16 protein-coding genes are annotated in these 21530 nt (G+C 59.6%); 12 read left to right on the top strand and 4 right to left on the bottom strand.

Annotation, left to right across the window (positions count from 1 at the left end; genetic code table 11):
- The first annotated feature begins 29 nt into the window (after positions 1-29).
- From recB to CAGGBEG34_RS01495, 3 genes are read left to right on the top strand one after another with little or no spacing between them, the layout of a single operon-like run.
- Positions 30-3665: an exodeoxyribonuclease V subunit beta gene (gene recB, locus CAGGBEG34_RS01485; protein ID WP_006682131.1), complete on the top strand. Its 3636-nt coding sequence runs from the start codon at positions 30-32 to the stop codon at positions 3663-3665.
- Positions 3662-5326 carry an exodeoxyribonuclease V subunit alpha gene (recD, locus tag CAGGBEG34_RS01490; protein ID WP_006682132.1) on the top strand — a complete coding sequence of 555 codons (1665 nt, stop codon included), beginning with the start codon at positions 3662-3664 and terminating at the stop codon, positions 5324-5326. The genes recB and recD overlap by 4 nt, the downstream gene beginning before the upstream one ends.
- A 29-nt stretch (positions 5327-5355) precedes the next feature.
- The gene (locus CAGGBEG34_RS01495; RefSeq protein WP_006682133.1) at positions 5356-5622 is read left to right on the top strand and encodes a coiled-coil domain-containing protein; all 267 of its coding nucleotides are present in this window, start codon (positions 5356-5358) and stop codon (positions 5620-5622) included.
- A gap of 182 nt (positions 5623-5804) precedes the next feature.
- On the opposite strand, the gene dacB is transcribed toward CAGGBEG34_RS01495, so the two are convergent.
- Positions 5805-7490, bottom strand: coding sequence for a D-alanyl-D-alanine carboxypeptidase/D-alanyl-D-alanine endopeptidase (gene dacB, locus CAGGBEG34_RS01500; RefSeq protein WP_006682134.1), 1686 nt, complete (start codon positions 7488-7490; stop codon positions 5805-5807).
- Positions 7491-7704: 214 nt separating this feature from the next.
- Positions 7705-8502 (bottom strand): enoyl-ACP reductase FabI, encoded by a 798-nt coding sequence (gene fabI / locus CAGGBEG34_RS01510; protein WP_006682135.1) that lies wholly within the window; start codon positions 8500-8502, stop codon positions 7705-7707.
- A 62-nt stretch (positions 8503-8564) separates the two neighbouring features.
- Between fabI and CAGGBEG34_RS01515 the strand changes: the two genes are divergently transcribed.
- From CAGGBEG34_RS01515 to gltX, 4 genes are read left to right on the top strand one after another with little or no spacing between them, the layout of a single operon-like run.
- The gene (locus tag CAGGBEG34_RS01515) at positions 8565-9197 is read left to right on the top strand and encodes a C40 family peptidase (protein WP_006682136.1); all 633 of its coding nucleotides are present in this window, start codon (positions 8565-8567) and stop codon (positions 9195-9197) included.
- A gap of 46 nt (positions 9198-9243) precedes the next feature.
- The gene (locus CAGGBEG34_RS11545; protein ID WP_050009271.1) at positions 9244-9693 is read left to right on the top strand and encodes a hypothetical protein; all 450 of its coding nucleotides are present in this window, start codon (positions 9244-9246) and stop codon (positions 9691-9693) included.
- Positions 9653-10006 (top strand): ElyC/SanA/YdcF family protein, encoded by a 354-nt coding sequence (locus CAGGBEG34_RS11550; RefSeq protein ID WP_050009272.1) that lies wholly within the window; start codon positions 9653-9655, stop codon positions 10004-10006. Before CAGGBEG34_RS11545 ends, CAGGBEG34_RS11550 begins: the two co-directional genes overlap by 41 nt.
- A gap of 33 nt (positions 10007-10039) precedes the next feature.
- Positions 10040-11455 (top strand): glutamate--tRNA ligase, encoded by a 1416-nt coding sequence (gltX, locus tag CAGGBEG34_RS01525; protein ID WP_006682137.1) that lies wholly within the window; start codon positions 10040-10042, stop codon positions 11453-11455.
- Between the two features lie 61 nt (positions 11456-11516).
- Here gltX and CAGGBEG34_RS10935 read toward each other — a convergent pair whose 3' ends face one another.
- Both CAGGBEG34_RS10935 and CAGGBEG34_RS01535 read right to left on the bottom strand, forming a co-directional pair.
- Positions 11517-12407 carry a transglycosylase SLT domain-containing protein gene (locus CAGGBEG34_RS10935; protein WP_006682138.1) on the bottom strand — a complete coding sequence of 297 codons (891 nt, stop codon included), beginning with the start codon at positions 12405-12407 and terminating at the stop codon, positions 11517-11519.
- Positions 12408-12431: 24 nt separating this feature from the next.
- A complete protein-coding gene (locus CAGGBEG34_RS01535; RefSeq protein WP_042687616.1) occupies positions 12432-14807 on the bottom strand; it encodes an NADP-dependent malic enzyme in 2376 nt (791 codons plus the stop codon).
- 47 nt (positions 14808-14854) lie between these two features.
- Between CAGGBEG34_RS01535 and thiL the strand changes: the two genes are divergently transcribed.
- The 5 genes from thiL to CAGGBEG34_RS01560 all read left to right on the top strand — a co-directional run bounded on the left by thiL (position 14855) and on the right by CAGGBEG34_RS01560 (position 21529).
- Entirely contained in the window at positions 14855-15922 is a 1068-nt protein-coding gene (gene thiL / locus CAGGBEG34_RS01540; protein WP_006682140.1) for a thiamine-phosphate kinase, read from the top strand.
- Between the two features lie 125 nt (positions 15923-16047).
- Complete coding sequence (locus CAGGBEG34_RS01545; protein WP_006682141.1) at positions 16048-16539, top strand: phosphatidylglycerophosphatase A family protein; 492 nt, start codon at positions 16048-16050, stop codon at positions 16537-16539.
- Positions 16540-16546: 7 nt separating this feature from the next.
- Positions 16547-17053, top strand: coding sequence for a CinA family protein (locus tag CAGGBEG34_RS01550; RefSeq protein WP_006682142.1), 507 nt, complete (start codon positions 16547-16549; stop codon positions 17051-17053).
- Between the two features lie 111 nt (positions 17054-17164).
- Entirely contained in the window at positions 17165-18376 is a 1212-nt protein-coding gene (locus CAGGBEG34_RS01555; RefSeq protein WP_006682143.1) for an efflux RND transporter periplasmic adaptor subunit, read from the top strand.
- A gap of 21 nt (positions 18377-18397) precedes the next feature.
- On the top strand, positions 18398-21529 hold the full coding sequence (locus CAGGBEG34_RS01560; RefSeq protein WP_006682144.1) for an efflux RND transporter permease subunit: 3132 nt from the start codon (positions 18398-18400) through the stop codon (positions 21527-21529).
- The last annotated feature ends 1 nt before the right edge of the window (position 21530 follow it).

Below are 21530 nucleotides of genomic sequence, written 5' to 3' on the forward strand. Positions count from 1 at the left end.
TTCGCGGCTGCTTCCTTGTCTCAAATTAAATGCGCTTGGCTTTTGATCTTTTAAATCACCCCCTCGACGGCGTCCAGTTGATTGAAGCGTCTGCGGGCACTGGCAAAACCTGGACCCTCTGCGCCCTCTATCTACGTCTGCTGCTTGAAAAAAAACTCGATGTCGGACGCATTCTGGTCGTCACCTTTACCAGAGCGGCGGCCGCCGAGCTGCGCGAACGGATTCGCGCGCGCATCCATGATTTGGCGCACGCCATCGCGCACAGCGAAAACTCCGAGGACCCGCTGGCGCGCCGCTGGCTTGCGGACGGCGCGCCGCAATGCCAGCAGGCGCAGTTGCGGCTCGAACGCGCACTCTATCATTTTGATCAGGCGGCGATTTACACCATTCATGGCTTTTGCCAGCGCGCGCTTCTGGATGCACCGTTTGCCAGCGCGCATCCGCCGGAATTTGAGATTCAGGAAGACGATGAAACGCTGCGGCTTGAATGCGCGATGACATTCTGGCGCGCGCAGGTCGATCCGGCGGCGGCCGCCGATGCTGGATTCACCGCCTGGCTGATTCAACACCATGCGCAACCGGCGGCGCTTGCCGCGCTGCTGGCGCGCCGCTCGCGCAAGCCGCTCGCGCGCCTGATCTGCGGAGAAAAGACAGCGCGGATAGGCGATAACGCCGGATTCGAGGCGTCAGCGCTGCCCCCGCTGTTTGAATCCGCCCGCGCGCTCTGGCGCGCTGAACGGGAGGGGATTGCGCACCGTCTCCAGCGCGCATTGCCGGGTTTAAGAAAGAACGTCTACAGGACAGATTCCATTGAAGCTGCATTTGATGCCTGGAATCATTATTTCGATCTAGAGCGTTTTGCAGTCGATGTTCCCTGTGTCGCTTCGCGCGCGCCGGATAGCAAGGCCCAACTGTTGTGCGCAACGCGGCTTAAACAATCGTTGAATAAAGGCGGATGCGCGCCTGAACATGCTTTTTTCACGTGCGCCGACCGCTTGCTGGAGGCGCATGCCGGCATCGAGCGCGCGCATCGGCTGAAATGGCAGAGCCTGGCGCGCGACTGGCTGGACTGGGGCGCCCGCGCGCTGCTTGAACTCAAGCGAAGCCGCTGTATCGCCTCTTATCAGGATTTGCTGACCCATCTGGCGCGCGCATTGAACACGCAGCCCGCGTTGGCGCGAGTCTTGCAGGCGCGCTACGGCGCCGCGCTGATCGACGAATTCCAGGACACCGACCCGCTCCAGTTCGACATCTTCCAGCGCATCTTTGCGCCGCGCGGCCCGCTCTTTCTGGTGGGCGACCCCAAACAGGCCATCTACAGTTTCCGCGCCGCCGATCTGCACACTTATCTCCGTGCGCGCCGCGCAGCCAGCGGGCATGCAACGCTCGCGGTGAATCAGCGCGCTTGCGCTGCGTTGATCGACGCCTGCAACCGGATTTTCAGCGTTCACCGCAACGCTTTTATCCTCAACGGACTGCATTACGCGCCGGTGGCTGCAAACGGACGCGAACGCCCGCCGTTTCACTGCCCGAGCGCCCGCGCAGCGGATTTGAAACCCTGCCGCGTGTGGATGCTCCCGGATGGGAAGGCCTTGATGAATAAACACGCCGCGCACCGAGCCGCGGCGCGGGCGTGCGCGGAGGAAATCGTCCGGCTGCTCGAATCGGCGCGCATCGGCGCAACAAAGCTCGCGCCGGGCGATATTGCGGTGCTGGTGCAAACGCGCGCGCAAGGCAGCGTGATGAAACACATTTTGTCCGAATGGGGCATCGGCAGCGTCGAACTCGCGCAGACCTCGATTTTTGAGACGGAAGACGCCGAAGCGTTCGAACGCGTTCTGCATGCCATCGCCGCGCCGCATGACACCGCCTGCCTGCGCGCAGCGCTCGTCACCGATTGGTTTGAGGCCGATGCGCATGCGCTGGCCCAGTCCCGCCGCGGCAACGCGCTTTCTTCCGATATGTCGCACTGGGCCGAATCTTTCATCCGCTACCGCACCCTCTGGCAAAGGCGCGGTTTTGCCGCGCTCTGGCGCATCCTCCTGCACGAGCAGCGCATTGCGCAGCGGCTCGCCGCGCAACCTTTTGGCGAACGGCGCTTGACCAATCTGAATCATCTTGCCGAACAGATTCAGACCTATGCCGCGCACGCCTTGAGTATCGCGGCAACGCTGCGCTGGTTCAGCGTCCAGCGCGCAGCGCAGCGCACCGGCCCAGCGCCGGAAGAATTGCGGTTGCGGCTCGAATCCGACCGCGCGCTGGTACGTATTGCCACTGTGCATATTGCAAAAGGACTGGAATACGCGGTCGTTTTTTGTCCTTTTCTGGGCGATGGCGATCTGCGCGTCGCATCGTTCGGCGGTTTACATCATGCCCATGAATATCATGATGAAGATGGGCATGCCGTGTTTCACTACGCGCCCGGCGAAGATGAAAAAGAGCGCGCTTCACAGCGCGATTACACCGTTCGCATTGAACAGGCGGCGGAGCGCGCGCGTCTGATTTATGTCGCGCTCACGCGCGCGGTTTATCACTGTACCTTGGTCGCCGGACCGTATACCAGCGGGTCAACGCCCTCAGTCAAACAATCGTGCAGCAGCGTGTTGAATTGGCTGGTGGCCGGCGCGGGGCGCGATTTCGCAGATTGGTTCGCCAAACCGCCTCAGCCGGAGGAAATTGCGGCATGCTGGCAGCGGCTTGCCGGCGAATCGCTGGCGGTTGAGCCTTTACCGATGGCGACTGCGCCATCCCAACACTGCTCGCGCGCATCGTCCGGCCTGGCAAACACGACCGCATGGCGCGCGCGCGCAGCGCAGCGTTATCTTCAGGAGGATTGGCGAATCGCAAGTTTTACCGCGCTCACCACGCCGCCTCCTGACCGTATCCTCAGCGCTGCAACCAGCGATGCCGTGATCTCCGCTTCAAAACCATTCTCTGAAGACAATATTCTTCGCTTCCCGCGCGGCGCATACGCCGGCCAATGCCTGCACCGTTTATTTGAATATGCGGATCTGTCAACGCCGTGCGACTGGCCCGCGGCGATTGAGCGCACGCTGCGCGAGTATCCCGAATTGGCGCGCCGGAATGATGATGATCGTTTGAGCGCCATGATGATGGCGATGCTGAATGATGTGGCCGCGTCCGAACTGATTCCCGGATTGAGGCTGAACGCCGTTGAATCCGCGTGCCAGCTTTCCGAGCTTGAATTTATTTTTCCAGTGGCGTCGCTCGACCTGTCTGCGTTGCGCGCGCTGCTAGGCAGCTATGGCTATCCCGAACTCTCGCTCACCGCCGAGACACTGGCTGGCTATCTGTGCGGCGCGATTGACCGGGTATTCCAACACGCTGGACGCTTCTGGATCATCGACTGGAAATCAAATGATCTTGGCGGGACCGCCGCCTGTTACGCGCCCGCGCAGCTCGGCGCTGAAATCGCCGCGCATGCCTATCATCTGCAAACGCTGCTCTATACGCTGGCGGTGCACCGTTATTTGCGTCTACATGTACCGAACTACAACTACGCGCGCCATTTCGGCGGCGCATTCACGCTTTTTGTGCGCGGAATCCGTCCCGCCTGGCGCGCGCGCGGCCGTTGCGCGGGCGTGCATTTGGATACGCCCGCGCCGGCGCTGATGGAGGCGCTCGACCGTTTGATGAGCGGATGAATACAGCAACAGACAACGGGCTGGACATTGCCGCAAACCAGTTTGCGCAACAATTTGGCCTGCTCGCGTGCCAGCTCGGCGCGCCGGCCGCCGCGCGGCGCGCGTGCATGCGCGCCGCGCAGCAACTGATACGCGCACAGGCGCGCGGCGACCTCTGTATCTGGGTGGAAAAGCTGCTCGGCGGCGAATTTACAACGCTCGCTGGCCTGCGCGCGGCGCTTCTGGAGAGCGCGCTCGTGTGTGACGGCCGTGATGACGACGCTGAACTGCGTCCGCTGGTGCTCGATGCGGATGGCCGGCTGTATCTGGCGCGCTATTACGCTTTCGAGCGCCGCATCGCGCACGGCATTGCCGCGCTTGCGCGCGCTCGCCGTTTAACGATGATCAGCGGCGGGCCGGGCACTGGCAAAACCACCGCCGTGATGAAGATGCTGGCAGAGGCGCTGGCGCACACGCCCGCGCTGCGCGTTGCGCTCGCCGCGCCGACCGGCAAGGCGGCGCAGCGGATGCTGGACGCGCTGGCGGCGCACGCGGCCCGTCTGCCCGCTGCGCTGGCGAAACGCTTGCCTCAACAAGCATTCACGCTGCACCGGCTGCTCAGGGCGCACGCGATGCTGCCGTATGACTGGGTCATTGTCGATGAAGCGTCGATGCTCGATAGCGCGCTCGCAGCGCAACTGCTCGGCGCGCTTGCGCCGCAGTCGCGGCTCATTCTGCTTGGGGATCCAAATCAGCTTGCAGCGGTCAACGCTGGCGCCGTATTTGCCGAACTGGCTGCGCCGGCCGCGTGCATAGAGGATTTACATCCATGTATCACGGTATTGACCCGCAATTACCGTTTCGGCTCTGACAGCGTTATTGGACAACTCGCGCAGGCGGTATGCGACGGACGCGCGCGGGATGCGCTCGCAACGCTGCCGTATGACACAACCGCGATACGGCCGGGACAGACCGATGGAGCCTCGCTTTTCTGGATCGATGATATTCAGAACCTGTCCATATCCGCGCTGGAATATCTTGCCGCCGGTTTTGAGCCGTATATCGCTGCATTGGCGGATACGGTGCGCGGCGCTTCCTCAACGCCCGATCCCGCGCCGCTCTTCGATGCGCTTAACCGCTATCGGGCGCTCGCCGCGGTGCGCTTTGGCCCGCGCGGCGTCGATGCGCTCAATGCCATGCTCGCCGCGCATGTGCGCATACATGTACACGGGTCCGGAATGGCTTCTGATGAACTCTGGTTTGCGGGCCGGCCAGTGATGATTGCGCGCAACGATTATGCACTTGGACTGTTTAATGGAGATACGGGCATTGCGCTCCCGGCCCGGGATGGCATGCGGGTGTTTTTTCAAACGCCGGACGGCGGCGCGCGCGCCTTTTCGCCCATGATATTGCCGCCGCATGAAACGGCGTTTGCGTTGACGGTCCACAAATCACAAGGGACGGAATTCGAACGGATTGCCTTTGTACTGCCCGCCGCAAATGCGCCGGAGGATTTGACCGCGCGCCCGCTCACGCGCGAACTCGTCTATACCGCGATCACCCGCGCGCGGCAGTCCATCACGATTCTCGGCGCGCCCGACGTATTCGCCCAGGCCATTGAAGCCCGGACGATGCGCATGCAGGGGCTGGCGGCGCGGCTTCGGGAAATTATGGACGCGTGATAAAATTTTTAAGTTGGAGGCACTGAACGATGACGCTCGCCGCATTCGATACACATAAATTTGTCCGTACACTCAAAGGCGCCGGATTTAATGAAAAACAGGCGGAGGCTCTGACGGATGCGGTACGGGAATCACAAGCCTTCTCAGAGGTTGCAACCAAGAGCGATTTACGTGAGCTCGAATTACGCATAGAGGCCAAATTTGCGAACGTCGACGGTGAGCTTAAATTCTTAAAATGGATATTGGGCTTTATCGCTGCAGGCGTTGCATCCTTGGTGCTTAAAGCATTTTTTTAGAGCATTTTTCACTGATTTTCCCTATGTCGCTTCGCGCTCGCCGTATTGTGCATACTGTCTTCGCGCTCGCTCCTCGGGCAAATCGACTGAAAAATGCTCTAGAACCTGTGTAAAATCCTGCTGTGCGCGCCGCGCCCAGTGCCTAACCCGCTGCTGCGCACGACTTCCAGAATGAGGATGACTCAGGAATGTCCAGAGAATTCAGCCAGGCGCACCACAATCGCATCGATGTCCTCGATGGGCGGCGGCGCAGGCGGAACCTTTGAACCGGGTTTCGGCGGCGCGTAATGGTTCAGCATGATGGAAAAGGCGAGACGCTCTTTAGCCGCGGTGGTGACATAGCCGGATAATGCGTACACATATTGCAGGGTGCCCGTTTTGGCGCGCGCATTGTTTTGCGCCGCCGTGTTTTTCATCCGGTTTTTGAGCGTGCCGTCCACGCCGGCAACCGGCAGCGCCTCTTTGAAAATCCGCGCGGCGGAATGACGGTTCATATACTGGAGCAGCGCAACCGTCGCCGCAGGCGTCACCAGGTTAGCGCGCGCCAGGCCGCTGCCTTCCTGAATCCGCGCCCAATCCGGCTGAATACCCGCCCGCGGCAGAAAATGATTCAGTGCGTACACGCCCCACTGCTCGGTTGTACACGAGAGTCCTGCAGGCGCGCACGCGCTTGCCGGCGCCGTCCCGGCAGTCTGGCGTCCGACCTGAAGAAATAAATCCTGCGCGTACAGATTCTGCGAACGTTTGAACATTTGTTTGAGCAAATCCGCAAGCGGCGGCGATTCCAGCCGCGCCAAAGGTATCCAGCGTTCCGGAATATCCTGCGGCTCAGGGTCCAGCCAGTGCGCGATGCGCAGACCGCCATCGATGGAAATCCGATATTTCTCAAGCGCGGCCTGCAATGCGCGTCCGATGGCCTCGGAAGGATGAGGCAGTGCGAGCGCGCTTTGCCGAGGCGCATCGTTCAGCGCAAGGCTGCCGAATACATAAAGCGTATCGCTGCCGGGCGCCCGGTACAGGCCAATGCCGCGCGCGTCGCCCGCCGCCGCCGTGAATGTGCGGTTGACGATGTTGACCGGCTGCGGCGCAGCGTCCTCTTCGCCCTCCTCGCCTTTTTTAATCCACGGGGTTTCCTGGATGATGTCACAGGGCTGACCCGCCTGCGCCGCCGGTTTGACCGTCAGCGTCCATGTGTTTTCATTCACCGTGAGCGCAGACGCTTGCGCGCCATAGCTCCATTGCAGATCATCCGCCTGCCAGCCCGCGCCGATGGGCGGCGTCCCAAAATAACGGTCGTTGATCACCAGATGGCCGCGGACGCGCTTTAACCCCGTCTGCGCCAGTTGTGCCGCCAGCGCATCGAATGGAGACTGCGCCGCGCCGGTTTCCGTTGCCGCGCCGAATGTTGGATCACCCTGTCCGTACAGCACCAGATGGCCGTTCGTCACACCTTTTGAGTCGATAGGGGCAGTGGCATACAGGCGGGTCGGAATGCGCATTCCAGGCGCAAAAGCATCCAGCGCCAATGCGCCCGTGTACAGCTTGGCGTTCGAAGCGGGAATACAGTATTTATCCGCATTACGCTCGAATACGGTGCGCCCGGTATCCATCGATACGATTTTGATCCCCCATTGAGCGGCGGAAAAACGCGGTTGCTCAATATGCCGCTGGATACGCGCCGCCAGGGAGGCAACCGATGGGGCGGGTTCGGCTGGGAATAAACCGCAGCCCTGCAGAAGCAGAATGCCCGCAGCGGCAGCCGTGGTGATTACTCTTAAAAATGTGGGCACGCTCAGAACCTGTTTACGATCTTGCTGCGTGCCCGTGATCTCGCGTCGGGCGGTGCTCGGCATCCTCACATATTTCATATATGCTCCGGTTCCTGCGCTGCGCCGCGCAGGGCGGAGCAGGTCTGCCTCGCTTTGCGATGGAGGCGACCCCGGAGCGGCGCACTGCCCGCCGGGTTGCTGCGCGGCTTGTGGCCCGCCTTCACGGCCCGATCCCGCTTCGCGGGTCCCTCGGGCAGCGTTCCGGCGGGCCCTCCTTGGCTGACGGGCGCTCGCGACAGATCGTAAATAGGTTCTAACGCTCGTCCGCCACAGTATTCATTCCGCCCATCACGGCGTGAAAGCCGCTATCGACATGAATGATTTCCGCGCTGATGCCTGCGGCCAGATCGGATAACAGGAAAGCGGCGGTGTTGCCCACTTGTTCAATCGTGACGTTACGGTGCAACGGCGCGTTGGCTTCAACGCAATCCAGCATTTTTGAAAAATCCTGGATGCCGCTCGCGGCAAGCGTTTTGATCGGCCCCGCTGAAATACCGTTGACCCGGATGCCGCGCGCGCCAAGCGATGCCGCCAGATAGCGCACGCTCGCCTCAAGCGAGGCTTTGGCCAAGCCCATCGTATTGTAGTTCGGGACCACCTTCTCAGCGCCCAGATAGCTCAGCGTCAGCAGCGAAGCGTCCGAACAGAGCAGCGGCCGCGCCGCTTTGGCGAGCGCTGGAAAGCTGTAGGCGGAAATATCGTGCGTGATGCGGAAATTCTCGCGCGTCAGGCCATCCAGAAAATCGCCCGCAATCGCTTCGCGCGGCGCAAAACCGATGGAATGGACCAAACCCTCCAGGCAATTCCAGTGTTTTTGCAGTTCCGTGAATGTGCGCTCGATCTGCGCGTCGTCGGATACATCACATTCAAAAACCAGCGCGCTGCCAAAGGAGTGCGCGAGTTCTGTCACGCGCGGCCTGAACCGCTCGCCCGCGTAAGTGAAGGCCAGTTCCGCACCTTCGCGCCGGCACGCGCGCGCAATGCCATAGGCGATAGAACGGTTCGACAAAAGACCCGTCAGTAGAATGCGTTTACCCGCAAGAAAACCCATGAAAACCTCAACAAATATAAAATTTAGTGATATGGTGTAAAGATTTTACCGTTTTATCGTTCATGCACTGCTTCCGCTCAAAATTGCGCGCCATTGTGACACTGTCCGCCACTGTATGGATGATTTCAACGCCCGCCGCGCACGCCCATCCCCGTTCAAGTTTCAACCCTTTTATTTTAAAAGAGCCCGCCGAGAAAATCCGTGCAATATTCCCTGAACCGGTGGAGCAGGCGCGGGCTCCCTCAAATTTCGCACTGCAGGGCTCCCAACGGCTGCTTTCAAAAATAGCGTCCAGAGCCAGCGATGTGGTGGACAATGCATTGAAACAGATTGGGGTGCGTTACCGCAATGGCGGAAATACCCCCAAAAAAGGCTTTGATTGCAGCGGTTTGGTACACTACGTTTTTCAGAATACCCTAGGGTTGACTCTGCCGCGCCGCGCGGATGCAATGAGCCGTATCGGGAACAAAATCACTGTGGATAATCTGAAACCAGGCGATCTCGTATTCTTTAATACCAGGCGCCGCACTTTTTCCCATGTGGGTATTTTTATTGGCAATCATCAGTTTGTACATTCACCCTCGAAAGGTCGGCGCGTTCGCATCGACTCGCTGGATAACCGATACTGGGAAAGGCATTTTACCGGCGCGCGCCGTTTTAAAATTCCGGGACGCAGCATCGTGTCCGCGCAGTAGATTTGTGGATAGGTTCTTAGGATATTCCGGACGCTTGAACCGCAGCATGACCTTTATTCTTCTTCTGGTACTGCTTCTGATTGCGGCTGGGTGTGCATTATTGAAATGGGTTCGGACCAGCGGATTCTTTTGCTGCGCCGCGGGCCTGTTTTTCTGGAGCGTTGGCAGCGGTTTGCCTGCGCAATGGTTATTGACGGATTTGCAAGCGGCTTATGCGAATGACGCGCCGCCTGAATGGGGCAAACGAAACGCCATTGTGATGCTGGGGGCGGGCACGGTGCAGATTCCAGACGCGCATCAAGTGGAAGCGGGCACTCTGGCGTATGCGCGCATCCTGAAAACCTTTGCCCTCTATCAGGCATGCCGGAAAAGCGGACAGAGGTGCACCGTTATTGTCAGCGGCGGCGACGCTCAACATCACGGTCTCTTCGGAAGCGGAGGTCTGTGGCGGCATATTGCGCGGCCTGGGCGTTGCGGCTTCCGAGCTGCTGCTTGAAACAAAAAGCATGAATACCTATCAGAATGCCCAGTTCAGCCGCGCCTTGCTGGAGCAATTACATCCCGACCGGATCGCGCTGGTCACTTCCGGATTTCATATACGCCGGAGTCTGCTGTATTTCGCGCACTTCGGCATCGATGCGTCCGGCATTCGCGCTGATTTCCTGCGCCCTTTCCGTTCCTTATTCCCAATTTCTTATAACTTCACCGTGACCGATCTAGCGCTTAAGGAATATCTGGGTGTCGCCCGCTATCATCTTTATAACGCGCTCGGCTGGAATATCCGCGCAGTGCGGCCCGGCGCCCTATAAGCCTTATTAAGCCTTGTATCAGCCTAAGCCTTGATGACTTCCCAGATTCGCACCCGTTTTGCGCCAAGTCCTACGGGACTGATCCATCTCGGCAATATCCGCTCTGCGCTCTATCCGTGGGCCTTTGCGCGTCATAAGGGCGGCGCTTTTATCCTGCGCATTGAAGACACCGATACTGAACGTTCAACCGATGCGGCGGTGCAAACCATTCTTGACAGTATGGCATGGCTTTCCCTGGATTTTGACGAAGGCCCTTTTTTCCAGAGTCAGCGGCTTTCCCGCTATGCCCAAGTGATTGCCGATCTGCTCGATGCGGGTCTGGCATACCGCTGCTATATGAGGGCGGATGAACTGGACGAGTTGCGCGCGCATCAACGCGCGCAGGGGCTTACCCCCCGCTACGATGGGCGCTGGCGGCCAGAACCCGGCAAAAAATTGCCGGCGCCCCCAGTCGGCGTCGAACCCGTCATCCGTTTCAGGAATCCCCAAGAGGGGCATGTCCGCTGGCAGGACGCCGTTAAAGGCCCCATCGAGTTTTCAAACCGGATGCTGGACGATCTGGTGATTGCCCGCCCGGACGGAACGCCCACGTACAATTTTTGCGCCGTGGTGGACGATATGGATATGCGGATTACGCATGTCATTCGCGGCGACGATCACATCAACAATACGCCGCGCCAGATCCATATTCTGCGTGCGCTTGGCCAGACGCCGCCAGTATATGCGCATTTACCGACGGTGCTTGATGCGAGCGGCGCAAAAATGTCAAAGCGCGCCGGTGCAATGAGCCTCCTGCAATACCGGGATGAAGGCTATCTGCCTGAGGCGGTGCTGAATTATCTGGCGCGCCTGGGCTGGTCACATGGCGATGCCGAAATTTTCTCGCGCGAGCAGTTTGTGGCATGGTTCGACCTGGAACATCTCGGCCAGTCCCCGGCGCAGTACGACCCGGATAAACTCAAATGGCTGAATCATCACTATATTCAGTCCGCAGACGATACCCGCCTGGCCGAATGGGTCCAACCTTTCCTGCGCGCGCTGGGCATTGCGCCCTCCGATCTCACGCAAGGGCCGCCTTTAACGCGCGTTGTGGCCTTGTTAAAGGAACGCGCCTATACGCTTAAGGACTTGGCGGCTGAGGCGGCGCTTTTTTACCGGACGCCGCATCTCGATCACGCCGAATACGCGCGGTCTCTGACTCCGGAAGTGAGCGCGGCGCTCACCGGGCTTGCCGCGGCCCTGCAGGATATCGAATGGACGCGCAGCGCTATTCATCGCGCATTCACGGCCACGCTTGAACGCTATCCGCTTAAAATGCCGCAGCTCGCGATGCCGGTCCGTCTACTCACGACCGGCACCACGCGCACCCCCTCAATCGATGCTGTGCTTGAATTGTTTGGACGCGAGACTGTGCTGGCGCGCATTCGCGCTTTGGAACCCCGCACTTAAAAGCCGCTTGCGACGGCGGCGCACTTCGGGCAATTTCTTCCGAGCCTAGACGGTGCGCGCTTCAAGTGTGCGTGCCGCGTGAAGCGTACACAGAAACATTCAAACCGCGCGCCACATTGTGCAGCAGCCTGCGCTCAGCCAGCACTTTCCCAGCGTAGCTGCTCTGGCTGGACGGCAGCGCGCCTACATAACGCCGCAAACCTTCCGTCAACGACCCGCCCCGCGCAATACACTCTTTCAGAATCAATGCGCCGACCTTGAGATTGACGAGCGGATCGAGCGTTGCCTCCGGCCCGCCGAAATAATCAAATTTATTTAAATGCACCCTGGACATGACCTGCATCAACCCTTGCGCGCCTACTCCGCTTTCGGCATAGGGATTAAAGCGGGATTCAATCGCTATCACCGCCAATAATAGCAGCGGATCAAGATCAAACTCCTGGCCGACTGAGAAGGCGGCTTTAACGAGATTGCCAACTGGCATGCGCGCAACGCGGTAACGGTGTGCGAGGTAATCGGAAATACGGGCCTGCTTTGGGGATTGAGCGATGCGGCGCTCAGGTTTAGAGCATTTTTCATTGATTTTCCCTATGTCGCTTCGCGCTCGCCGTATTGTGCATACTGTCTTCGCGCTCGCTTCTTGGGCAGATTGACTGAAAAATGCTCTAGATGCGAGCGCGCCTTGGCCTGATGGATAGCGCATCCGGGCTGGACTGGAATCATCCGCCAGCAAACGCCTGAAATCCGGCGGCGCGGTTGCGCTGAACACCATCCTTAACTGCGCAGTGAATGCCTGACGCCATAAGGGCGATAGCCAGAATGTCAGCGCAATCAGGATAGCGATCAGTCCGACCGCAAGCGTGAAACGGTGCGCCAGTCGTGCGCTATAGCGCACCGTTGCATATGTGGCGCGCCCTGTCCATCGCACGGCTTGAGATAAGCGGAGATTCATCCATCATTCCTTTTAGAGCATTTTTCAATGGCTTGCACTACGTCGCTGCGCGCTTGCGCATGGTGCGGACGCACCGAAAAAGGCTCTAGCAGCCACTGCGTCCGCGACGACCAGCGCGGTCATATTGACAATCCGCCGCACCGTCGCCGCCGTGGTCAGGATATGCACAGGACGCGCAGCGCCAAGCAGGATCGGGCCAATCGAAATATTGTTGCCCGCCGCGCTCTTTAACAGGTTATAGGCGATATTCGCGGCGTCGATATTCGGAAAAACCAGCAAATTGGCCGCTTCATCAAAGGCGCAATCGGGTACGGTCTCCTGCCGCAACCCCGCATCCAGCGCGCAATCCCCCTGCATTTCACCATCAATCGCCAGTTCCGGCGCGCGTGCGCGCACGATGGCCAGGACTTCGCGCATTTTCTGCGCGCACGGCGCGGCGCTTGAGCCGAAACTGGAGTGCGAGAGCAGCGCAACTTTGGGTTCAATCCCAAAGCGGCGCATTTCTGCAGCCGCCATCCGCGTGATTTCAGCCAGTTGTTCCGGCGTCGGATCGATATTGACATGCGTATCGACCAGAAAAACCTGCCGGCCAGGCAGAATCAGGCCGTTCATCGCGGCGTACACCGGGCAGCCGGCGCGCCGGCCAATCACTTGATGAATAAAATGCAAATGGCGATGCGTGGTGCTGATCATCCCGCAAATCATTCCGTCCGCCTCGCCCTTTTTCAGCAACATCGCGCCAATCAGCGTTGTGCGCCGGCGCATTTCCAGTTTCGCCAGCTGCTTGGTAATGCCCTGACGCGCCATCATGTGGTAATACGTCTGCCAATAATCACGGTAACGTGCATCATGCTCCGGATTCACGATGGTGAAATCCCGCTCTGGCGAAAGGCGCAGGCCATAGCGCGCAATGCGCTGCTCAATCACGGCGGGCCGGCCAATCAGAACCGGACGCGCGATTTTTTCATCGACAATGATCTGCACCGCGCGCAGCACGCGCTCTTCCTCGCCTTCACCGAATACGATGCGCTTATGTTCCGACGGCGCATTGCGCGCAACCGCAAAGATCGGCTTCATCATCGTGCCGCTTTGATAGACGAACTGCTGCAACTGCTGCCGATACGCCTCCATATCCTCAATCGGGCGCGTCGCGACGCCGCAATCCATCGCCGCCTGCGCAACGGCGGGCGCAATCCATACAATCAGGCGCGGGTCGAAGGGCTTGGGAATCAGATATTGCGGGCCGAATGAAATATCCTGAACGCCGTAGGCGCTGGCGACCACATCGCTTTGCTCCTGCTGCGCCAGTTCAGCCAGCGCATGCACCGCCGCGATTTCCATCGAGCGGGTAATGGTCGTTGCGCCCGCATCGAGCGCGCCGCGGAAGATAAACGGAAAACACAGGACGTTATTGACCTGATTCGGATAATCGGTTCGGCCAGTGGCCAGCACTGCATCTGGCCGCGCTTCGAGCGCATGTTCCGGAAGGATTTCCGGCGTTGGATTGGCGAGCGCGAAAATCAGCGGCTGCGGCGCCATCCGTTGAACCTGCGTCGGCTTCAACACCCTGCCGGCAGACAAGCCGAGAAAAATATCGGCGCCTTCAATGACCTCATCCAACGTCCGTGCGGACGTCTGTTGCGCAAAGCGCGCTTTATACACGTCCATCAGTTCAGCGCGGCCCTGATAGACAACGCCGGCCAGATCGGTCATCCAAATATGTTCAGGCCGCAAGCCCAGATCGACCAATAAATCCAGACACGCGAGCGCCGCCGCGCCCGCGCCGGAGGTCGCCAGTTTGACGGTATCCAGCGTTTTACCGACGACTTTCAGACCATTGAGTATGGCCGCCGCCACGACAATCGCCGTGCCATGCTGGTCATCGTGGAACACCGGAATCTTCATCCGCTTGCGGCATTCGCGCTCGACAATGAAGCACTCCGGCGCCTTGATATCTTCCAGATTGATGCCGCCGAATGTCGGTTCAAGCGCAGCAATGACCTCGACCAGCTTGGATGGCTTCTGTTCGTTCACTTCAATATCGAACACATCGATGCCCGCGAATTTCTTGAAAAGCACCGCCTTGCCTTCCATTACCGGTTTGGATGCCAGCGGACCGATATCGCCCAGACCCAGCACCGCCGTTCCATTGGTCAACACGGCCACCAGATTGCCGCGCGCGGTAAAGCGCGCAGCGGCCAGCGGATCCGTTTTAATCGCCTCGCATGCCGCCGCAACGCCCGGGGTATAAGCGAGCGCTAAATCGCGCTGATTCAGCAAGGGCTTGGTCGGCGTGACGGTGATTTTCCCTGGCGTTGGAAATTCATGATAATCGAGTGCTGAACGACGTAGATGATCCGCTGGCTCAGCGCTGGAAGGCTTTTTCGAATCGGTTGAAATTGACATGAACGTCAGAATTTAAAAATCTACTACGGTAGAAATCTTATATGGTACGGGAAAAATCGCGCCACGCGCGCCATTTGAGCGAATTTGAGCTCATCGAGCGGTTTTTTACGCACAGAGCGCGCGCGCAGCCGGAACGCGCGGCAGCGATCGACAACGCGGAAGCGCCGCCGCGCAGGCCGCTGAAAACCGCTCTAGGCATTGGGGATGACTGTGCACTGATCAACGATACGGATGATGCCCAACTCGCGATTTCAACCGATATGCTGGTTGAAGGGCGTCATTTTTTCTCAAACGTCGATCCGCGCGCGCTGGGCCATAAAGCGCTCGCGGTCAATTTGTCCGATCTGGCCGCAATGGGCGCGGCGCCGCGCGCATTTACCCTCGCGCTTGCGCTGCCGGAGGCGCGCGAAGACTGGCTCGCGCCGTTTTCCGAAGGCGTGTTCGCGCTCGCCGATCAATACGGATGCGAACTGATTGGCGGCGATACGNCGGCGGGGCCGCGCANGATTTGCATCACCGTGCTAGGCGATCTCAACGCCGCGCGCGCGCTCAGGCGGGATGCCGCGCGCGCGGGCGATGATGTCTGGATATCCGGCTGGCTCGGCGATGCGCGGCTGGCGCTCGGCGGATGGCGCGGTGAATGGACGGTTGCGGATTGCGCTTGGCCGCGCGTTCAGCGCGCGCTCGACTGGCCGCAGCCGCGGATTGCGCTTGGCCGCGCGCTCACCGGAATTGCGCACGCAGCGATTGATCTGTCCGACGGACTCACGGGCGATTTGATGCATCTGCTCACACGCTCGAATGTCTGCGCGGTGATTGACATCGACCAAGTCCCGCGCTCGGCGGCGCTCGCGCGCATGCCGCCCGATATCCAGCGGCGCTGCGCCCTTGGCGGCGGAGACGATTATGAACTGTGTTTTACCGCGCCCGTCGGCGCGCGCGCCGCCATTGCCGACATCAGCGCGCGCCTGAACCTGCCTTTAACGCGCATCGGTACAATCCTGCCATTGGACGCATCGCGCGCGCGCATCCGCTGGCAAGATGCCCGCGGCGTTACGTTGCCTCTCTCCATACACAGCTTCGACCATTTCCAATCCGATGCAGATTAGCCTTCTTTTAAAACCTCGCTGGCGGCGTTATGCCTCCTTGCCGTGCTACTTGCACTGTCTGCGTCGGCATGCCTTGCCAGCGAGGTTTTAAAAGAAGTCTATTAAATGCGCTTGGCTATATATAAATGACTTCTAAAAAACGTCCGACGCTGCGCTTCCTACGCGCGCACCCGCTTCACTGGATTGCGCTTGGCCTCGGCAGCGGACTCTTTCCGTGGATGCCGGGCACCGTCGGCGCGCTGCTCGGCTGGCTCTCCTTTGTATTGCTCGAACGCATACTCGCACCAGCGCATTGGATTGCGCTGATCATCGCCGGCTTCGGCATCGGCGTGATTGCCTGCGGCGCGGCGGCGCGCGCGCTTGGCGTTCATGATCCCGCGGCGGCCAATTGGGACGAAGTGGTCGCGTTTTGGCTGGTCTTATTCTTCGTGATGCCCGCTTCCTTTGCAATGCAATGCGCCGCATTCGCGCTCTTCCGTCTTTTCGATATCGTCAAGCCGCCGCCGATTCGATTTTTCGAGCGCCGTTTTACAGGTGGGTTCGGCATCATGTTTGACGATCTTATCGCTGCTTTCTACACGCTATTTGTTATGGCGTTTTGGAAGAGCATTCATTAGAGAGTTTTTGAAGAATATAAGTCTTGTCCTCGATCTGCACTCGCTTGCAGTGCAAGTCGGCCGTGTACTAAAACAGGCGCGGTTAACGCTCGTCACGGCCGAATCATGCACCGGCGGCGTAGTCGCCGCCGCCATCACAGACATTGCCGGCAGCAGCGCCTGGTTCGAGCGCGGCTTTGTCACTTATTCCAACGCATCCAAAACTGAACTGCTTGGCATACCCGCCGAAATCATCGAACAATACGGCGCGGTCAGCCGGCCCGTTGCGCGCGCAATGGCCGAGGGCGCGCTGCGTAACAGTCATGCGCGCGTTGCGCTCTCCATTACGGGGGTTGCCGGTCCCGGCGGCGGTACTGCGCGTGCGCCTGTAGGCGCCGTGTGCTTTGCATGGAGCAGCCGATGGCGGACTTCAGACGAAATGCAACGCTTCAGCGGCAATCGTTGCCAAGTCCGCAACCAAGCCGCCGAATATGCGCTCAACGGGCTGCTTAAAGTCGTTGCAGCTTCTGTTTGAATTCTCTCTATAATCCTCGGACGGATGAGCGTTGCAGTGGCCTTTCCCAAAGCGCCTGCTCAAAAACTGCAACGCGCGCGCCTGGATTCCACATCTCATAGAGGTTGCCTAATGCGTGTCGCGCCACTTCGCTCTAGCTGGGCTATTGCTGTCGCTGCAACGCTCGCGCTGTCCGCCTGCAAAAAGCCGCCGTCCGCGCCGCCCCCGCAGGTTCCCGAAGTCGGCGTTCTCATTTTGGCGCCGCGCGCCATCACGGTTGAAACGGAATTGTCCGGTCGCACCGCAGCGTCTCTGATCGCTGAAATACGGGCGCGCGTTGATGGCATCGTTGAAAAGCGCACCTTCACCGAAGGCGGCGAAGTGAAGGCCGGGCAATCTCTCTACACCATCGATCAAGCCGCCTATCAAGCCAAGCTGGACAGTGCACGCGCGAGCCTGGCGAAAGCGGAAGCGGCTTTAGCCAGCGCGCGCGCGCAAGCTGAACGTTATACGCCGCTTGTAGCTGCCGGCGCGGTGAGCCGGCAGGAATATGACAATACCGTCGCCGCGCGCGATCAAGCGGCGGCGGAAGTCGCCGCCGCGCAGGCGGCCGTCAAGGCGGCGCAGATCAATCTCGGTTATACGCGCGTTCATGCGCCGATTCGCGGACAAATCAGTCGTTCTTATGTCACGCCAGGCGCCTATGTACAGGCGGGCGCGGCAACGCTGCTGGCAACGATCCAGCAAATCGACCCGATAGAGGTCGATCTGACCCAATCGAGCGCCGAACGCCTGCGTCTGCGCCGTGAAATGGACGCGGGCCGGTTACAGACGGATCGCGCCGGTGCAGTTCGGGTGAATCTCACGCTTGAAGACGGCAGCCGGTATCCGCATACCGGAACGCTCCAGTTTTCCGACACGATGATTGACCTTGACACGAGCACGCTGCATGTGCGCGCCCGTTTTCCCAATCCAGACCGTCTATTGCTGCCGGGGATGTTTGTCCGCGCGCAGATTCGTCAAGGGAACAATCCGAACGCGCTGCTCATACCGCAAAATAGCGTGACTTTCGACCCGAAAGGCGAGGCGACTGTGTTAGTCGTCGGCAAGGACGGCAAGGCTGCGCTGCGTTCGATCAAAGTGACTCAAACTTTTGAGGGTCATTGGATCGTTTCAGAAGGCGTGCAGGCAGGAGAACGGGTCGTTGTTCAAGGCGCGCAACAGGGCATGCTGCACATCACGCCGGGCATGCCGGTTAAAGCGGCGCCTGTTCAGCCCGCCCGCGCACAACGTCCCTCTTCCGCGCCGCCGTCCCAGTCTGTGGACGATGCGCCCACATCCTAGCGTTCAAAGCAAACCCTTGTCATGGTCAACTTCTTCATCGACCGCCCGATCTTCGCGTGGGTTGTCGCGCTGTTCAGCATGCTCGCGGGCGTACTCGCGATTCGCACGCTGCCGGTCGCGCAATACCCGAGCCTCGCGCCGCCGGAAGTCAGAATCCACGCCTTCTATCCGGGCGCATCGGCGCAAACCCTTGAGAATACGGTGACGCAAGTCATCGAGCAGCAGATGAATGGGCTCGATCATCTGCTCTACCTTTCTTCAGAGAGCGAGAGTTCGGGCGCGGCGACCGTCACGCTGAGCTTCGCGCCCGGGACCGATCCCAATACCGCGCAGATTCAGGTTCAGAACAAGCTGCAACAGGCGATGCCGTCCTTGCCGCCGGCTGTGCAGCAACAGGGCGTGCATGTGGGTAAATCGAGCGGCGGTTTTCTGATGGCCGCCGTGCTGATTTCCACTGATGGCCGCATGAATGGCGTTGATCTGGCGAACTATGTCGCCTCCCGCCTTCAGGATTCCATCAGCCGGATCAACGGCGTTGGCGCGTTGATGCTCTTCGGCAGCCCCTATGCGATGCGCATCTGGTTGAATCCGGATCAACTGGCCGCTTACCGCTTAACGCCGGTCGATGTCACCCGCGCGCTGGCCGAGCAGAACGTCCAGATCGCCGGCGGCCAGCTTGGCGGTTTGCCCGCCGCGCCGAACCAGCGGCTGAACGCAACGATGACCCAATCGACGCTGCTCAGGACGCCCGAACAATTTGGCAATGTAGTGCTCAAAGCCGCATCGGACGGTGCAATGGTGCGTCTGCGCGATGTCGCGCGCATCGAACTTGGCGCGGAAAACTACCGCATCGATACGCGCTATAACGGCCAGCCGACCGCGGGCTTTGGCATCCAGCTCGCGCCGGGCGCCAATGCGCTTCAAACCGCGCAACAGGTGCGCGCGCGAATTGAGGCGTTGTCCAAAAACTTCCCGCCGGGATTGACGGTCAAATATCCATACGACACGACGCCTTTCGTGAAGATTTCCATCCGCTCGGTCGTTCAAACGCTCTTTGAAGGCATCGCGCTCGTCTTTCTGGTGATGTATCTGTTTTTGCAGAACGTCCGCGCAACGCTGATTCCGACGATTGCCGTGCCGGTCGTGCTGCTCGGAACTTTCGCAGTGATGGCCGCGCTGGGTTTTTCGATCAACACACTTTCGATGTTTGGGATGGTGCTGGCGATTGGTTTGCTGGTCGATGATGCAATTGTCGTCGTTGAAAATGTTGAGCGCGTGATGCGCGAGGAAGGGTTGTCGCCGCGCGATGCGACGCGCAAAGCGATGGGCCAAATCAGCGGCGCGCTGGTCGGGATTGGACTCGTCCTTTCCGCCGTTTTTGTGCCGATGGCGTTCTTTGGCGGATCGGTCGGCGCGATTTACCGGCAGTTCTCGGTCACCATTGTCTGCGCGATGGCGCTTTCGGTGCTTGTTGCGCTGTTTTTGACGCCCGCGCTATGCGCCAGTGTGCTCAAGCCGCTCACGCCGCATGCGCACGCGCCAAAGAAAGGCTTTGTTGGCGCATTTTTCGGTGCGTTTAACCGCGGCTTTGCAAAAAGCAGTGCGCGTTATCAAGCCGGCGTCGGGCGCGTGATGACACGCAGCCGTCGCTGGCTGTGCATTTACGGCGCGCTGCTCGCCGCTGCAGCGCTGCTCTATTCTCGTTTGCCGACCAGTTTTCTGCCTCTGGAAGATCAAGGCAGTTTCTTGATTAGCGTGCGCGCGGCGACGGGCGCGACGCAAGAACGCACGCGCGCCGTGCTCGGCGAAGTCAGTCGCACTTTGCTGAATGAGGAACGCGCGCTCGTCGAATCAACGCTTGAGGTCGCGGGCTTCAACTTTTCAGGGAGCGCTCAGAATACCGGCCTGCTCTTTGTCAAGCTGAAAGACTGGAAAAAGCGCTCATCCCGTTCGCTGCGTCCGTTGATTCAGCGCACATTCCAGCGCTTCTCACATTTCAATGATGCAATGATCATTCCGATTGCGCCGCCGCCGATTCCGGAGTTGGGCAATGCATCTGGATTCAGCCTGATGTTGCAGGATCGCGCCGGACTCGGACATGAAGCCTTGATCAACGCGCGTGACCAGTTGCTCAACATGACACGTCAGAATCCAATGTTCGCGCAGGTGTATGCGAACGGACTGGACGATACGCCCGAATTTGAAGTGAACGTTGACCGCGAAAAAGCGGGCGCGCTCGGCGTTCCGCTGGCTTTAATCGACCGCAGTTTTGCAATCGCGTGGGCCTCGTCTTATGTGAACCACTTTCTCGATACCGATCATCGCTTTAAAAGGGTGATTGTCCAGGGCGATGCGCCGTACCGGATGAATCCGGACGATATCGGCCGCTGGCAAGTGAACAATGCGCGCGGCGACATGGTGCCGCTGTCGGCATTGACAACCACGCGCTGGCGTGTCGGCTCACCCAAGCTGGAGCGTTATAACGGCATGCCGGCGGTGAGTATCCAAGGACTTGCCGCGCCAGGCAAAAGCAGCGGCGCGGCGATGCGCGAAATGGAACAACTGATTCAGCAACTGCCGGCGGGTATCGGCTATGAATGGAGCGGCTTGTCCTATCAAGAGCGGCAATCCGGCGCGCAAGCGCCGCTGCTGTATGCGATTTCGATTCTGGTGGTGTTTCTGAGTCTGGCCGCGCTCTATGAAAGCTGGGCGATTCCGTTCTCGGTTCTGCTTGCGGTTCCGCTCGGCGTAATGGGCGCGCTGGGCGCGGTCACGCTGCTCGGCCTGCCCAACGATGTGTATTTTCAGGTCGCATTGCTGACGACAGTCGGCCTATCGGCAAAAAATGCCATTCTGATTGTCGAGTTCGCAAAGGACTTGCAGGCGCAGGGCAAAACCGCGTTTGACGCGGCGCTGTTTGCTGCGCGCCTGCGGCTGCGCCCGATTCTGATGACATCGATGGCCTTCACGCTTGGCGTGCTGCCGCTCGCGGTTTCGACTGGCCCTGGTGCAGCCAGCCGGCATGCGGTCGGGGTCGGCGTGATCGGCGGCATGCTCAGCGCGACCTTTATCGCCATCTTTATGATTCCGATGTTTTATTTGCTCGTGATGAACAGAAAATCGAACACTCAAACGTCTGGACAAGGACTTTGAA

This window comes from Candidatus Glomeribacter gigasporarum BEG34 (genome assembly GCF_000227585.1).
Taxonomy (GTDB): Bacteria; Pseudomonadota; Gammaproteobacteria; order Burkholderiales; family Burkholderiaceae; genus Glomeribacter; species Glomeribacter gigasporarum_B.